This window comes from Streptomyces sp. BA2, assembly GCF_009769735.1.
Lineage (GTDB): Bacteria > Actinomycetota > Actinomycetes > Streptomycetales > Streptomycetaceae > Streptomyces.
Genome location: NZ_WSRO01000002.1, coordinates 7903898 through 7918301 on the forward strand (window position 1 = coordinate 7903898; position 14404 = coordinate 7918301).

12 protein-coding genes are annotated in these 14404 nt (G+C 70.0%); 9 read left to right on the forward strand and 3 right to left on the reverse strand.

Going from position 1 to position 14404, the window contains the following annotated elements; genetic code table 11:
• The first annotated feature begins 184 nt into the window (after window positions 1-184).
• Together E5671_RS38085 and E5671_RS38090 are read left to right on the forward strand one after the other, a co-directional pair.
• On the forward strand, window positions 185-2356 hold the full coding sequence (locus E5671_RS38085) for a 3-hydroxyacyl-CoA dehydrogenase NAD-binding domain-containing protein (protein ID WP_160508673.1): 2172 nt from the start codon (window positions 185-187) through the stop codon (window positions 2354-2356).
• Window positions 2357-2436: 80 nt separating this feature from the next.
• Window positions 2437-3018, forward strand: a complete 582-nt coding sequence (locus tag E5671_RS38090) for a hypothetical protein (RefSeq protein ID WP_160508675.1) — start codon at window positions 2437-2439, stop codon at window positions 3016-3018.
• 32 nt (window positions 3019-3050) lie between these two features.
• Here the strand turns inward: E5671_RS38090 and E5671_RS38095 are convergent, their stop codons facing one another.
• Window positions 3051-3785 (reverse strand): MerR family transcriptional regulator, encoded by a 735-nt coding sequence (locus E5671_RS38095; protein WP_160510673.1) that lies wholly within the window; start codon window positions 3783-3785, stop codon window positions 3051-3053.
• 139 nt (window positions 3786-3924) lie between these two features.
• Here E5671_RS38095 and E5671_RS38100 point away from each other — a divergent pair, with 139 nt between their 5' ends.
• From E5671_RS38100 to E5671_RS38120, 5 genes are all read left to right on the forward strand, one after another.
• A complete protein-coding gene (locus tag E5671_RS38100) occupies window positions 3925-5733 on the forward strand; it encodes an AMP-dependent synthetase/ligase (protein ID WP_160508677.1) in 1809 nt (602 codons plus the stop codon).
• Between the two features lie 183 nt (window positions 5734-5916).
• Window positions 5917-7374, forward strand: a complete 1458-nt coding sequence (locus E5671_RS38105; RefSeq protein WP_160508679.1) for an amino acid permease — start codon at window positions 5917-5919, stop codon at window positions 7372-7374.
• Window positions 7375-7430: 56 nt separating this feature from the next.
• Window positions 7431-7910: a macro domain-containing protein gene (locus E5671_RS38110; RefSeq protein WP_160508681.1), complete on the forward strand. Its 480-nt coding sequence runs from the start codon at window positions 7431-7433 to the stop codon at window positions 7908-7910.
• A 107-nt stretch (window positions 7911-8017) separates the two neighbouring features.
• Window positions 8018-8497, forward strand: a complete 480-nt coding sequence (locus E5671_RS38115; RefSeq protein ID WP_160508683.1) for a F0F1 ATP synthase subunit B family protein — start codon at window positions 8018-8020, stop codon at window positions 8495-8497.
• A 73-nt stretch (window positions 8498-8570) separates the two neighbouring features.
• A complete protein-coding gene (locus tag E5671_RS38120; protein ID WP_160508685.1) occupies window positions 8571-9347 on the forward strand; it encodes an alpha/beta fold hydrolase in 777 nt (258 codons plus the stop codon).
• Between the two features lie 303 nt (window positions 9348-9650).
• Here the strand turns inward: E5671_RS38120 and E5671_RS38125 are convergent, their stop codons facing one another.
• Window positions 9651-10796 (reverse strand): acyl-CoA dehydrogenase family protein, encoded by a 1146-nt coding sequence (locus E5671_RS38125; protein WP_160508687.1) that lies wholly within the window; start codon window positions 10794-10796, stop codon window positions 9651-9653.
• A gap of 114 nt (window positions 10797-10910) precedes the next feature.
• Between E5671_RS38125 and E5671_RS38130 the strand changes: the two genes are divergently transcribed.
• Window positions 10911-11522 carry a TetR/AcrR family transcriptional regulator gene (locus tag E5671_RS38130; protein WP_160508689.1) on the forward strand — a complete coding sequence of 204 codons (612 nt, stop codon included), beginning with the start codon at window positions 10911-10913 and terminating at the stop codon, window positions 11520-11522.
• 261 nt (window positions 11523-11783) lie between these two features.
• Complete coding sequence (locus E5671_RS38135) at window positions 11784-12674, forward strand: oxygenase MpaB family protein (protein WP_160508690.1); 891 nt, start codon at window positions 11784-11786, stop codon at window positions 12672-12674.
• A gap of 216 nt (window positions 12675-12890) precedes the next feature.
• On the opposite strand, the gene E5671_RS38140 is transcribed toward E5671_RS38135, so the two are convergent.
• Window positions 12891-14381 carry a M1 family aminopeptidase gene (locus tag E5671_RS38140; protein WP_160508692.1) on the reverse strand — a complete coding sequence of 497 codons (1491 nt, stop codon included), beginning with the start codon at window positions 14379-14381 and terminating at the stop codon, window positions 12891-12893.
• Window positions 14382-14404: the final 23 nt, after the last annotated feature.

Genomic DNA, 14404 nt, shown 5'->3' on the forward strand with positions numbered 1-14404 from the left:
CTGAGATGCGCACTTCGTGCGGCATCTCATCGGGGAAGGCTGCGCGCAGCGCATGCCTTCAGGGGCGCGGGGAACTGCGCGACCAGCCCCCACCGGCGGTCAGTCGGCCACGAACCGCAGCCACCCTCCCCGGACCCCGCCCACGCCCACGGCCTTCCGCATCAGACTTCACGGAGACAAGACCATGACCGAAAGCACGACCATCCGCTGGGAACAGGACGACACCGGCGTCGTCACCCTCGTCCTCGACGACCCCAACCAGTCCGCGAACACCATGAACCAGGGGTTCAAGGACTCCATCGCGGCGATCGCCGAGCGCGCGGAGGCCGAGAAGGACTCCATCCGCGGCATCATCTACACCTCCGCCAAGAAGACCTTCTTCGCGGGGGGTGACCTGAAGGACATGATGCAGGCAGGGCCCGAGAACGCGCGGGACGCGTTCGAGGCGGGGGTCGCCATCAAGGGCTCCCTGCGCCGCATCGAGACCCTGGGCAAGCCGGTCGTCGCCGCGATCAACGGCGCGGCCCTCGGCGGCGGTTACGAGATCGCCCTCGCCAGCCACCACCGCGTCGCGCTCGACGCGTCCGGATCCAAGATCGGCCTGCCCGAGGTCACCCTCGGCCTGCTCCCCGCGGGCGGCGGCGTGACCCGCACCGTACGCCTCATGGGCATCGCGGACGCGCTCCTCAAGGTGCTCCTCCAGGGCACCCAGTACTCCCCGAAGCGCGCCTTGGAGAACGGCCTCGTCCACGAAGTGGCCGTCACTCGCGAGGAGATGATCGAGAAGGCCCGCGCCTTCATCGACGCCAACCCCGAGTCGGCCCAGCCCTGGGACAAGCCGGGCTACCGCATCCCCGGTGGCACCCCGGCCAACCCGAAGTTCGCGGCGAACCTGCCCGCCTTCCCGGCCAACCTCAAGAAGCAGATCAACGGCGCCCCCTACCCGGCCCCGCGCAACATCCTCGCGGCCGCCGTCGAGGGCTCGCAGGTCGACTTCGAGACCGCGCAGACCATCGAGGCCCGGTACTTCACCGAGCTGGTCACCGGGCAGACCGCGAAGAACATGATCCAGGCGTTCTTCTTCGACCTGCAGGCCGTCAACTCCGGCGCCAACAGGCCCAAGGGCATCGAGCCGCGCCAGGTCCGCAAGGCCGCCGTCCTCGGCGCCGGGATGATGGGCGCGGGCATCGCCTACTCCTGTGCCCGCGCGGGCATCGAGGTCGTCCTCAAGGACGTCTCCGCCGAGGCCGCCGCCAAGGGCAAGGCGTACTCGGAGAAGCTGTGCGCCAAGGCGGTGGAGCGGGGGCGTACGACCCAGGAGAAGGCGGACGCGCTGCTCGCCCGCATCACGCCGACCGCCGACCCGCAGGACCTCGCGGGCTGCGACGCCGTGATCGAGGCCGTCTTCGAGGACACCGCCCTCAAGCACAAGGTGTTCCAGGAGATCCAGGACATCATCGAGCCGGACGCGCTGCTCTGCTCCAACACCTCGACGCTGCCGATCACCCAGCTTGCCGAGGGCGTCACGCGGCCCGTCGACTTCATCGGCCTGCACTTCTTCTCGCCCGTCGACAAGATGCCGCTCGTCGAGATCATCAAGGGCGAGCGGACCGGGGACGAGGCCCTTGCGCGCGCCTTCGACCTCGTACGCCAGATCAACAAGACGCCGATCGTCGTCAACGACTCGCGTGGCTTCTTCACTTCGCGCGTGATCGGGCACTTCATCAACGAAGGCGTCGCGATGGTCGGCGAGGGTATCGAGCCCGCGTCGATCGAGCAGGCCGCGGCCCAGGCGGGCTACCCGGCGAAGGTCCTCTCCCTGATGGACGAGCTGACCCTCACCCTGCCGCGCAAGATCCGCAACGAGACGAAGCGCGCCGTCGAGGAGGCCGGCGGCACGTGGGCCGGGCACCCCTCGGACTCCGTCATCGACCGCATGGTCGACGAGTTCGAGCGTCCCGGCAGGAGCGGGGGAGCGGGCTTCTACGAGTACGTGGACGGCAAACGCGCGGGCCTGTGGCCGGGGCTGCGCGAGCACTTCACCAAGCCGGGCACGCAGATCCCGTTCGAGGACATGCAGGAGCGGATGCTGTTCTCCGAGGCGCTCGACACCGTGCGCCTGGTCGAGGAGGGCGTCCTGACGTCCGTCGCGGACGCCAACATCGGTTCCATCTTCGGCATCGGCTTCCCCGGCTGGACCGGTGGCGTGCTCCAGTACATCAACGGCTACGAAGGCGGCCTGCCCGGATTCGTGGCACGCGCGCGCGAGTTGGCCGACCGCTACGGGGAGCGGTTCACGCCGCCCGCGCTGCTCGTCGAGAAGGCGGACAAGGGCGAGAAGTTCAGCGACGCCTGACCCCGGTCACCTGCGGTTCCGCCCGTGTGCGGGGGCGGAACCGCGGGGCCGCGCCCCCGCGTCGTATCCTGCCGAAGAGCATGGCTGTGGGGGCAAGAAGAAGAACAAGAAGAGCAAGTCGGCTTCGGGGTCGTCGCACAGCCGCACCATCGGCGGCGCGACCGGCGGCGGATCCGCCGCCCTGCGCAACGTCAGCACCGAGCTGCACAGCCGCGCCAAGGCGCCCTCCGTGTGCCAGGACCCCGGCGGCACGTGCAAGAACGCCGTCGCCAACGGCCAGGTCGGCTACCGCACCGACGACCAAGACCGAAGGCGCGAGTTACGACCTGATCGTCTACCGCAACGAGCGGGCCGCCGAGCGCGCCTTCGCCGCCTGGGAGAGCTACGCCCGCAACAACAAGCACGAGCTCAAGATCCTCGACGGACCGCCGCAGGGCGAGTCGAGCATCAGCTACGCGTACAAGACCGCCGCGAAGAAGAACACGCAGACGGTCGTGATCTTCCAGGGCAAGTACATCGGCACGCTCGAACTCCGGGACACCGCCGGTAACGCCGCCGGACGGAAGGACCTCCTGACCCTCTCCGAGGTCTTCGCCACCCGTCTCGTGCAGGCCACGCGGGGCGAGACGCCTACCGCGACGGCGGCCAACGTCAGGGTGTAGCAAGTGAGTTGCCGCCAGGTTGGGGGAGTGGCTCAGCCCTCGTCGAGCCACTCCCGCAGCTCCTCCTTGAGGGAGCGCTGGAACGCCGTCACCAGGGCCTGCACCACCATCGGCTGCATATGGGCCGACAGGGAGCGCATCGCCGCCACGTGCTCCGGGTCCGACTCCCGGTCCCGGTAGGGCCCCCACACCTCGTCGCGGAAGAGCCGGGACAGCTCGACGGCTGCCGAGCGGGTGTGCTCCATCAGGACGGTGCGGGCCGCCAGGATCGTCTCGTGCGCGATGGGCACGTCGAGCAGTTCCACGCCCAGGCGCAGCAGCCCCGGGTCGACGCGATACGACCCCTGGGGCTCGGTCGGCGCGACGACCCCCATCGCCGAGAGCCGGTCCAGGTCCGCCGCGGTCAGCGAACGGCCCGCCCTGCGCTCCAGCTCCGCGTGGTCGGTGTCCTCGGCAGAGTCGGGGGCCCAGGAGGCCACCACCGCACGGTGGATGGCGAGGTCGTGGGCGCTCAGATCGGGCGGCAGCTGTTCCAGGTACCGCTCGATCGCGGCCAGCGTCATGCCCTGGTGCTGCAACTCCTCGATGAGCCCGAGCCGGGACAGATGCTCCTGGCCGTAATGACCGACCCGGCGCGGGCCTATCACCGGTGGCGGCAGCAGGCCCTTGGTGCTGTAGAAGCGGATGGTGCGGACGGTGACGCCCGCGCGGGCGGCCAGCTCGTCGACTGTGAGCGTCGGCTCGTCCGTGCCCGACGTCGTCGTCATCGTCATGGCAGCGCTTCGCCTCCCCAGTTGAGCCCCGACAGTTGTGCACCGATCAGGTGCAACAGTATTGCTGTCTCACCACTGTTGTGAAAGCGTCCGGGCCAGTCACTTGCTTCGTCGATGACGCCAGGAGGCGGTCATGACCACGATCCTGCGACTCCCCGGGGAACCCGCCGACATCACCCTCCCCTCCCTGCTGCTCCGCAACGCCGAGGACCACGGCGACCGCCCCGCACTCTCCTGGCGCGACACCCCCGAGGGGGAGTGGACGACGCTGACCTGGCGCGAAGCACGCCGTAAGGTCGCCGTCCTCGCCGCCGGGTACACGGCGCTCGGCGTACGGCGCGGTGAGCACGTCCTCATGATGATGGGCAACCGCCCCGAACACTGGCTGAGCGATCTCGCCCTCGTACACCTCGGCGCGGTGCCCATCACCGTGTACGGCACGTCGGCGCCCGAGCAGATCGCGCACATCGCCCGGCACAGCCGTGCCCGCTTCGCGATCGTCGAGGGCGCCCGCGAACTGGAACGCTGGGAGCCGCTCCTCTCGGACCCCGACGCGCCGATCGAGCGCCTGGTGGTCGTCGAGGCCGCCGACGCGGGCCCGCACCGCACGTACGGCTCCCTGCACGCCACGGGAGGCCGGCTGTTCGACCCTGACGCCTTCGAGAAGGGCTGGCGCGAGTCCCGGTCCGACGATCCGCTCACCGTCGTCTACACCTCGGGCACAACCGGCGACCCCAAGGGCGTCCGCATCACGCACCGCAACGTCGTCCTCAACGGCGTCGCCCTGGACGCCGTCGTCGAGCTCCCCGACTTCGTGGAGCACATCAGCTACCTCCCCTTCGCACACGTCGCCGAGCGTATGCTGGGCATCTACTTGCCCGTCTTCCGCGCCTCACACGTGCACCTGTGCGCGGACCCGACCGCCGTCGCCGCGACCGCGCGCGAGCTGCGTCCCGCGCAGTTCTTCGGCGTCCCGCGCGTGTGGGAGAAGCTGGCCGCGTCCGTGAAGGCCGTGCTCGCCGGGCTGCCGGAAGAGCAGCGGGCGTCGATCGAGGCGGCGAACGAGACGACACGCGCGCGCGTGGAGTACGTCGAGCGCGGCGAGACGCCGCCGGCCGACGTGGAGACGGCGTACCGCGAGGCCAAGGAGAAGGTCATCGGCCCGCTGCTCTCCCTGGCCGGATTCGACCGCCTGGTGTGGACCGCGAGCGCGGCGGCTTCGATGCCCCTGGACGTCGTGCGCTTCTGGGCCGGCTTCGACATCGTGATCATGGACGCGTGGGGTCTCACGGAGACGACCGGGGTCGTCACCATCAACACCCCCGCCGCCTTCCGTCTCGGCTCCGTGGGCAAGCCCCTGGACGGCCTGGAGATCCGCACCACCGACGACGGCGAGATCCTGGTGCGCGGCGCGACGGTCTTCGACGGCTATCTCCTGCCCGACGGGGGCGTGGAGTCGGCCTGTGACGCGGACGGTTGGTTCGCCACCGGCGATGTCGGGCGGATCGACGAGGACGGCTTCCTCTGGCTCACCGACCGCAAGAAGGAACTCATCGTGACCTCGACGGGCAAGAACGTCTCGCCCGCGCTCGTCGAGAACACCCTCAAGGAGCACCCCCTCATAGGCCAGGCCCTCGTCCACGGCGACGGCCGCTCCTACCTGGTGGCGCTGCTCGTCCTCGACCCCGAAATGGCCCCCGTCTGGGCCGCCGCTCAGGGGATCACGGGTGACCTGATGGCGAGCGAGGCCGTACAGGAGGAGGTCGCGCGGGCCGTCGAAGCGGCCAACGCGCGCCTCAACCGCACCGAGCAGATCAAGCGCTACCGCCTCCTCGGAGAGGAGTGGGGCCCCGAGACCGGGGAGCTGACGCCGTCCCTGAAGCTGCGCCGCAGGGTCATCAAGGAGAAGTACGCGGAAGCCATCAACGGGCTGTACACCTAGTGATCATCGTGTGTACACCCCCTGCCCACCATGTGAGAAGTGCCGCTATGTGACGTGCGCCACCGCATGTCGGGCGATCTCTGGGGGAAGGTGTCGCGTCGGTCCACACACGTCAGGGGTGTCGTGGACCGGAGCACATCCGGACACCGGAGTTTTCCGGGCACCAGAGAGTAGACCCCCCACGTGAGCAAGGAAGCCGTAGACACGGCCGCTGCGGACGCATCCCGCACAGATGCGTCCCAGGCCCCCGCGGACGCGGGCGACGCCGGTTACAGCAAGGACCTCAAGGCCCGTCACGTCAACATGATCGCGATCGGTGGCGCGATCGGAACTGGACTCTTTCTCGGTGCGGGCGGCCGCCTGCACTCCGCGGGCCCCGCGCTCGCCGTCGCGTACCTCGTGTGCGGCATCTTCGCCTTCTTCGTCGTACGCGCCCTCGGCGAGATGGTCATCTACCGGCCGTCCTCGGGTTCGTTCGTCAGTTACGCGCGTGAGTTCCTCGGCGAGAAGGGCGCCTACGTCGCCGGCTGGATGTACTTCCTGAACTGGTCGACCACCGGCATCGCCGACATCACCGCCATCGCGCTCTACACGCACTACTGGAGCTTCTTCACCGACATCCCCCAGTGGGTGCTCGCGCTGATAGCCCTCGCCGTCGTCCTCGTGATCAACATGATCTCGGTGAAGTACTTCGGCGAGATGGAGTTCTGGTTCGCGATCGTCAAGGTCGCGGCCCTGGTCGCCTTCATGCTGATCGGCATCTTCCTGCTGGTCACCCAGCAGGACGTGGGCGGGCAGACGCCGGGCCTGAGTGTCATCACCGACAACGGCGGCTTCCTGCCGAACGGCATCATGCCGGTCGTGATCGTCATGCAGGGTGTCGTCTTCGCGTACGCGTCGCTTGAGCTGGTCGGCGTCGCGGCGGGCGAGACCGCCGAGCCGCAGAAGGTCGTGCCGCGCGCGGTGAACTCCATCATGTGGCGCGTGGGCCTCTTCTACGTCGGCTCGGTCGTCCTGCTCGCGCTGCTGCTCCCCGGGTCGGTGTACTCGGCCGACCAGAGCCCGTTCGTGACGGTCCTCTCCAAGATCGGCGTGCCCGCGGCCGGTGACGTGATGAACCTGGTCGTTCTCACGGCGGCGCTGTCGTCGCTGAACTCGGGCCTGTACTCCACGGGCCGCATCCTGCGCTCGATGGCGATGGCGGGTTCGGCGCCGAAGTTCACCGCGCGGATGAACAAGAGCCAGGTTCCCTACGGCGGCATCCTGCTCACCTCCGCGGTGTGCGTGCTCGGCGTCGGCCTGAACTTCCTCATGCCGAGCCGGGCCTTCGAGATCGTCCTGAACGTGGCGTCCCTCGGCATCATCAGCACCTGGGTGATCATCATGATCTGCCACCTGGCGTTCGTCCGCCGGGCCAAGGAGGGCCTGATCACCAGGCCCGGCTTCCGGCTCCCCGGCAGCCCGGTCACCGAGATCGTCACGATCGCCTTCCTGCTCTCCGTGCTCGGCCTGATGTGGAAGGACCCGGAGATCGGCCGCAAGACGCTCTACCTCATCCCGATCATCGCGGCGGCCCTTGTCGCCGGCTGGTACGGGATCCGCCGCAGGGTGGACCGTGAGGCGGCAAGCCTCACCAAGTAGCCGCACGAAGCAGCAGGTCGACGGCGACTGTCAGTGGCAGCGCCTACGGTGGCGTCATGTCGGAGATCACATATGTCCGAGGTGACGCCACCGCGCCGTTGGGCAAGGGCGTCAAGCTGATCGCCCACGTCTGCAACGACCTCGGGGGCTGGGGCAAGGGCTTCGTCGTCGCGGTGTCGCGCCGCTGGCCCGAGCCGGAGGCCGCGTACCGCCGGTGGCACCGCGAGCGCGCCAAGAACGACTTCGGCCTGGGAGCCGTCCAGTTCGTCGAGGTCGGTCCCTACACATGGGTGGCCAACATGATCGGCCAGCACGGCATGCGCACCGGCAGCAAGGGCGTCCCCGTGCGGTACGAAGCGATCGACACCGCCCTGGCCACGCTCGCCGACAAGGCGGCCGAGCTCGAGGCCTCCGTGCACATGCCGCGCATCGGCTGCGGGCTCGCGGGCGGCAAGTGGTCACGCGTGGAGCCGCTGATATCCCGGCGTCTGGTGGAGCGGGGCATCGCGGTGACGGTGTACGACTTCGGGGACTGAGCCGATGCCAGGGCTGCGGGCAAGTGGGTGCGGGTAAGTGGTGGGGATCACTCAACTGCCGTGCGGATGCGCGTTGTTGTGCACACATGAGCGGGTAGATCGGCAGCATGCAGCTCATACCCATGCCGCTGGGGCCGATCAACCCGGATGTCGAGAATCTCGCCGTCGGAGTCGTGCTGTTCGGCTCCCTGTATGTCTTCGTCAGGCGCATGATCCTCCGCGTCAACCGCGTACTCGAAGAGCGCGCCACGATCCTCGAAGGGGTCGCCGGCGGACCGGCGGCGGAGCTGCGCCGCGAGGCCGAGCGGATACGCGCCGAGCGCGAGGCGACGCTGGCCGAGGCCCGTCACGAGGCCGCGCAGGTGCGGCAGCGGGCCCGGGAGGAGGGCGCGGCCCTGATCGCCGCCGCCCGTGAGGACGGCGTACGCGAACGCGACGAGGTGCTCACGGCGGGCCAGGCCGCGATCGCGGCGGAACGTGCGTCTACGGAAGGGGAACTGCGGGCTCAGGTCCCCGAGCTGGCGTCGGTGCTTGCCAGCAGGATCGTGGGAGAGCCGCTCCCGACGGCGACGGCTTCAGGCCGCTAGCCGGACGGCGTCGCCGCGGGAGGCGGCCGAGTTCCGTCTGGCGCTCGGGCCGCCCCCACGGCACGCTCGCACCATGGAACTCATGGTGCCGGTCAAGGACGGCGAAGTATGGGCGCAGGACTCCGGCGGCGAGGGACTGCCGCTGGTCCTGCTGCACCCCGGAGTCGCGGACTCCCGCGTCTGGGACGGGATCCTGCCGCGCCTTTCAGAGGGGCGCCGGGTCATCCGCTACGACGCGCGGGGGTACGGCAGGTCGCCCGCCCCCACCGCGTCCTTCTCGCTCGTCGAGGACCTGATCGCGGTCCTCGACCACTTCGACGTCGCACGCGCGTTCCTCGCGGGATCGAGCATGGGCGGCGCCACGGCCATCGGCATCGCGCTGAGGGACCCCGCCAGGGTGGCGGGGCTCGCCCTGCTGGTCCCCGGGATCACCGGCAACCCGGACTTCGCCATGGAGGAGTTCACCGCCGAGGTGGTCCGCCTCGCGGAGGCGGGCGACATGGACGGCATCGTGGCCCTGGTGAAGCGCACGTCGGCCGCCGCGGGGGCCGGGGACGACTCCGCGGCGGAGGCGCTCATCAGGGCGGTGATCCCGTCCTGGTTCGCCGTCCACCCCCACCAGGTGCCCGACCCGCCCGCCTTCGACCGGCTCGGCGAGCTCGACGTGCCGTGCGTGCTCGCCCTGGGGGAGCGCGACGACCCCGAGGTGGTCCGCTGCAACGAGGAGATGGCGGCACGCATCCCGGGCTGCCGGCTCGTGCGGCTGCGGGACAGCGACCACTTCCCGACGCTGCGCGAGCCGACAGCGGTAACGGACCTGGTCCTGGAGGCATACGCCGCTGCGCGATAGACCCACCCTGCGGAACCTGCGCTCGCGCGGCCGCAGCGGCCCCGCACATCCACGCACCCGAACGCGAAGAACGCAACGAACGCGGCTCACTCGGCCGCAACCAGCTGCCTGCTCGCTGCGGTGCGGGTGGCCGGCCGCCAGTCGGCGTCCTTCTGGTGGCTGCCGTGCGCGGTGGTCGGCGCAGGCGCCTTGCGCTCCCGCAGCCACCGCCGCCTCACCGTCCGTCGCCGCTTGCCTGCCGCCTCCTGCCCGCTCGCTGCGGCGCCGGCGGCGGCCGGCTGTAGCCCGCGGATCGCCGTCCGCCTACAGCCCGAAGCTCTTCCCGATGATGTCCCGCTGGATCTCACTGGTGCCGCCGTACACCGTCGAGACCACCGCGGCCCGCAGATGCCGCTCCATGTCGTACTCGGTCGCGTAGCCGTAACCGCCCATCATCTGCATGCCTTCCAGCGCCGCGCGCTTCGCCGTCTCGGTGGCCTTCAGCTTGGCCATCGAGGCCTCGCGCGGGAAGAGACGTTCCGGCTCGGCGTCGCACTTCGCCGCCACGTCGAAGACGAGGAGCCGCGCGCACTCGATCTCCGTCGCCAGATCCGCGATCCGGTGCCGCAGCGCCTGGAAGGAGCCGACCGGCCGCCCGAACTGCTCGCGCCCGCGCACGTACGTGACCGTGTCGTCGAGGATCCGCTCCGCGAGGCCCAGCATGTTCGCCGCCAGGAACAGCCGCTCCGCGTTGAGCCCCGCCATCAGCTGCGGCCACGCCCTGCCCTCGACGCCCACCACCGCGTCCGCGGGCAGGCGTACGTCGGTGAAGTAGACGTCGTTCACCTCGCGGCCGCCCATCGTGGAGATGCCCCGGATCTCGACCCCCGGGGTGTCCGCGGGCACATGGAACATCGTCAAGCCCTCGTGCCTGGGCCCGCTCGCGTCGGTGCGCGCGACCAGCAGGATGTACGAGGCCAGGTGCGCGTTGGAGATCCAGGTCTTGTGCCCGTTGATCAACCACCCGCCGTCCGCCGCCCGTTCGGCCCGGCACCGCAGCGCCGCCACGTCCGACCCGGCGTCCGGCTCCGACATCGCGATCGAGAGCACCTGCCCGGCGACGGCCCCGCCCACCGCCGCCTTCTTCTGCGCCACCGAGCCGAACCTCTCGTACGCCTTCGCCGTGATGACCGACGTGACGAAGCCGCCCGCGGGCACCAGGCCGCGTGCCGTCTCGCGCAGGAACAGGCAGGCGTCCGTCATGCCGCCGCCCGACCCGCCGTGCTCCTCGGGAAGGCACACGCCCAGCCAGCCCAGTTCGGCGAGCTTCGCGTAGAGGGCGGGGGAGTGCGGGCCGCCGGACGCGGCGGTCAGGGCGTCGCGCTGCTCCCGCGTGCCGCACTCGCGCCGCGCGAAGTCGCGTAGCGCCGCGGTGAAATCGAGCTGCTCCGAGCTGGGCCACTCCGTCATGAAACCCTCCTGGGCTTGGCGTAGTTACAAAGAGATTGAGTTAGTGTCCGTGTAGCCATGGGGAGTTGGTGCGGGGGCTGTGGTTGAGTGCGTGGGGACTACGGGGGAGGGCTCATGGATTCGATGATGGAGCGCGCGCTGGACACGGCGCCGCCGTCCGACGCCCTGACCGAGCAGATACTCGACGCGGCGCGCGAGCAGTTCACGACGTTCGGCCTGCGCCGCTCGACCGTTGACGACGTCGCCAAGCGCGCCAGGGTCTCGCGCGTCACCGTGTACCGCCGCATCGGCAACAAGGAAGCGCTCGTCTCCGCCTGCCTGCTGCGGGAGTACCGCAGGTTCGTGCGGGAGGTGGACGAGGCAGTCGCCCCCCTCCCGATGATGGAGGACCGCATCGTCGAGGGCTTCGTCGTGGTCCTGCGGCACATTCGCGCCCACCCGCTCATCGGCGGCCTGATGCGGCTCGAACCGGAGACGATGCTGCCGTTCCTGACCCTGGAGAGCGGCCCCGCGTTCCTCGCGATGCGCGGGTACCTCACGGACCGGCTGCGCCGGGCGCAGCGCGCAGAGGGGAAGGAGGAGGGCGATCCGACGCCGGTGGCGGAGCTGATGGTGCGGATCACGGTCTCCTTCCTGCTCAATCCGGTGAGCTGCTTCGCACTCGAAGACGACGACCACGTACGGGACTTCGCGCGCCGCTATCTGGTCCCCCTGCTCGGCAGCTGAGCCGGCCGCTCCGCGGGGGACGCGGCGACGGATCTGCGGGCCGGTGGCGGCTGACCGCGCGGTTCCCCGCGCCCCTCAGGCCGCCATCGCGCTTTCGTGCAAGGCCACTTGACGTCCTGTCCCATCCCGTGAGTCAGAGTTACAAGAACTATTGACATGTTTCATCGGGCGCGTCAACACTGCTGCAGTCGCATACTGGAACACGAGAACACGCACAAACCGGGCACCGACCGGAAGGCCCCCGACCCCTGGGAGCGCGTGATGCAAAGTCGCCGCCGGATTCCCGAGCCGCCCCCGCCCGGCGGAATCCTGTGGGACATCGCGGGCGACGTCCGCGCCCTGCTCGCCCTGCCCGCCGCCCTCACGATGCAGGTCGCGCACCCCGCGGTGGGCGCCGGCGTCGACACGTACTCCGTCTTCCGCACCGACCCCTGGGGGCGCGGCGAGCGGTCGCTGCGGTCGCTGCAGACCTGGGTGTACGGCGAGGAGAGCGCGGCCGAGGAGGGGCGCAGGCTGCGCGAGCTGCACCAGCACATCCGGGGCACGGATGCGCACGGCCGCGACTACCACGCGCTGACGCCCGCCTACTACGCGTGGGTCCACGCCACCGGGTTCCCCGTCTACCGCCACGCCCAGAAGTACCTGGGCCGCCCCTTCACCGAGGCGCAGGAGCGGCAGCTGTACGCGGAGTGGCTCCAGGTCGGCCGGATCCTCGGCATCCACGACCGGGACATGCCGCAGACGCTGGAGGAGTTCTGGCCGTACTACGCGAAGGTCCTCGCCGACGAGCTGGAGGAGACCGAGGTGGTCCGCGACCTCGTCGCCACGGACCGCCCGGTCCCGCCGCCGGACCGCGGCCCCTACCTGCTGCGGGTGACGCTGCGCACGCTCTGGCCGCTACTCCTGCCGCCCCTGGCCCGCTTCCGCCGCTTCATCACGATCGGCCTGATGCCGCCGGACGCGAGGTCGGCGATAGGCCTGCCGTGGACTGCCGCCCAGGAGCGCCGCCTGCGCCGCCTCGGCCGGGTGACGCGAACGGTGGTCCCGCGCCTCCCGGAGCGCCTGCGCTACCTGCCGCTGGCGCGCAGGGCTCGGGCGCACCGAAAAATCACCGGCTCCGCCGAGCGGGCCCCCAACCGCCGGACGGGCTGATTCCCCCCCCGGATCACCGGCTCCGCCGAGTTCGTCCTCAAACGCCGGACGGGCTGATTCCCCCGCCCACCCGCCCCTTCAGGCGCGCCGACACCCCGCCCACCCCTGTCCGACGCGGACGCGCGGAGCCCCACCCACTCGCCCTCCCCAGCAGCTCGCTGCCGGGTGATCGGGTGGGTGGGTGGGGGCCATCCGCCGCGAAGCGGCGGTCCAGAATCAGTGACCGTGCACACCATTCGTGGCAGCGATGGACTTCCACGACTTAGGCGCAGCCGGAACCGCCGAGGACCGAGCAATCCCCGCCCCCCGCGCAGCCGGAGCATCCGGCCGCGAAGGCTGGTAAAGCCACGCGTCGAACAGGGAAGCCAGCGGCTTGCCGGAAACCTTCTCCGCGTACTTCACGAAGTCACCCACCTTCGCGTTCCCGTACGCATGCTCCTTCGGCCACCCCTTCAAGATCGCCGAGAAGGCCTTCTCGCCGATCTCGTTGCGCAGCGCCTGCAGGGCCAGCGCCCCGCGGTCGTACACGGCGATGTCGAACTGGTTCTCCGGGCCCGGGTCCCCCGGCTTGACCTTCCAGAACGGGTCGTCGGCAGGATGCTGCGCGTAGACGTAGTCCGCCAGCTCCTGAGCCGTCCCCTCACCCTCCTTCTCCGACCACAGCCACTGGCTGTACCGCGCGAAGCCCTCGTTGATCCAGATGTCCTTCCAGCCGTCGACGGAGACGCTGTCGCCGTACCACTGGTGGGCCAGCTCATGCACCACGACGGAGACGTTGGAGCCGTTCGCGAACTGCCTCGGGCTGTAGAACGGCCGCGTCTGCGTCTCCAGGGCGAAGCCGCTCGTCACGTTCGGGACGTACCCGCCCAGGGCGTTGAAGGGGTACTTGCCGAAGACCGTCTCCAGCCACTCCGCGACCTCGACCGACCGCTCGATGCTCGCCCGCGCGGCCCCCGCGTTGTCGCCGAGGTCCTTGCTGTAGGCGTTCAGGACGGGCAGACCGTCCGCGGTCTTGTCCGTCGTGATGTCGAACTTGCCCACGGCGAGCGTCGTCAGATAGCTGGCCTGCGGCTTGTTCGAGCGCCAGTTGAAGCGCGTCCAGCCGAGCTTCGAACTCTGCGACTGCAGTACGCCGTTGGAGATGGCCTGCGAGCCGTCCGGCACGGAGACCGAGACGTCGTACGTCGCCTTGTCGAGCGGGTGGTCGTTGGACGGGTACCACCAGGCGGCCGACTCCGGCTCCTGCGCCGCCACGCCGCCGTCCGGCGTACGCGCCCACGCCGTGAAGCCGTTGATCTTCACCTCGGACGGTTTGCCCGCGTAACGGACGACCACCGTGATCGGTGTGCCCTTGGGCAGTCCGGCCGCCGGAGTGATCTCAAGCTCCTGCTCGCCGGACTTCTTGAAGGTGGCCTTCTTGCCGTTGACGCGCACCTCGCTGACCTTGAGGCCGAGGTCGAGGTTGAAGCGGGAGAGGTTCTGCGTCGTGGCGGCGTTGATGGTCGCCGTGCCTTCGAGCAGGTCGGTCTTCGGCTGGTACTTCAGCCGCAGGTCGTAGTGCGAGACGTCGTAGCCGCCGTTGCCGCTCGCCGGGTAGTAGGGATCGCCGATACCCGGGGCCCCGGGCGTGAAGTCGGCCGCCGATGCCGGGATCGCCAGCAGGAGAGAGGCCGCGAGCGCGCCCGGCGCGATGAGTCTGCGGTGCACAAGAGCTCCAAGTCGTACAAGTC

Coding starts and splice junctions, on each gene's coding strand:
- E5671_RS38085 (WP_160508673.1), top strand. CDS start 185: ATGACCGAAAGCACGACCATCCGCTGGGAACAGGACGACACCGGCGTC.
- E5671_RS38090 (WP_160508675.1), top strand. CDS start 2,437: ATGGCTGTGGGGGCAAGAAGAAGAACAAGAAGAGCAAGTCGGCTTCGG.
- E5671_RS38095 (WP_160510673.1), bottom strand. CDS start 3,785: ATGACGACGACGTCGGGCACGGACGAGCCGACGCTCACAGTCGACGAG.
- E5671_RS38100 (WP_160508677.1), top strand. CDS start 3,925: ATGACCACGATCCTGCGACTCCCCGGGGAACCCGCCGACATCACCCTC.
- E5671_RS38110 (WP_160508681.1), top strand. CDS start 7,431: ATGTCGGAGATCACATATGTCCGAGGTGACGCCACCGCGCCGTTGGGC.
- E5671_RS38115 (WP_160508683.1), top strand. CDS start 8,018: ATGCAGCTCATACCCATGCCGCTGGGGCCGATCAACCCGGATGTCGAG.
- E5671_RS38120 (WP_160508685.1), top strand. CDS start 8,571: ATGGAACTCATGGTGCCGGTCAAGGACGGCGAAGTATGGGCGCAGGAC.
- E5671_RS38125 (WP_160508687.1), bottom strand. CDS start 10,796: ATGACGGAGTGGCCCAGCTCGGAGCAGCTCGATTTCACCGCGGCGCTA.
- E5671_RS38130 (WP_160508689.1), top strand. CDS start 10,911: ATGGATTCGATGATGGAGCGCGCGCTGGACACGGCGCCGCCGTCCGAC.
- E5671_RS38135 (WP_160508690.1), top strand. CDS start 11,784: ATGCAAAGTCGCCGCCGGATTCCCGAGCCGCCCCCGCCCGGCGGAATC.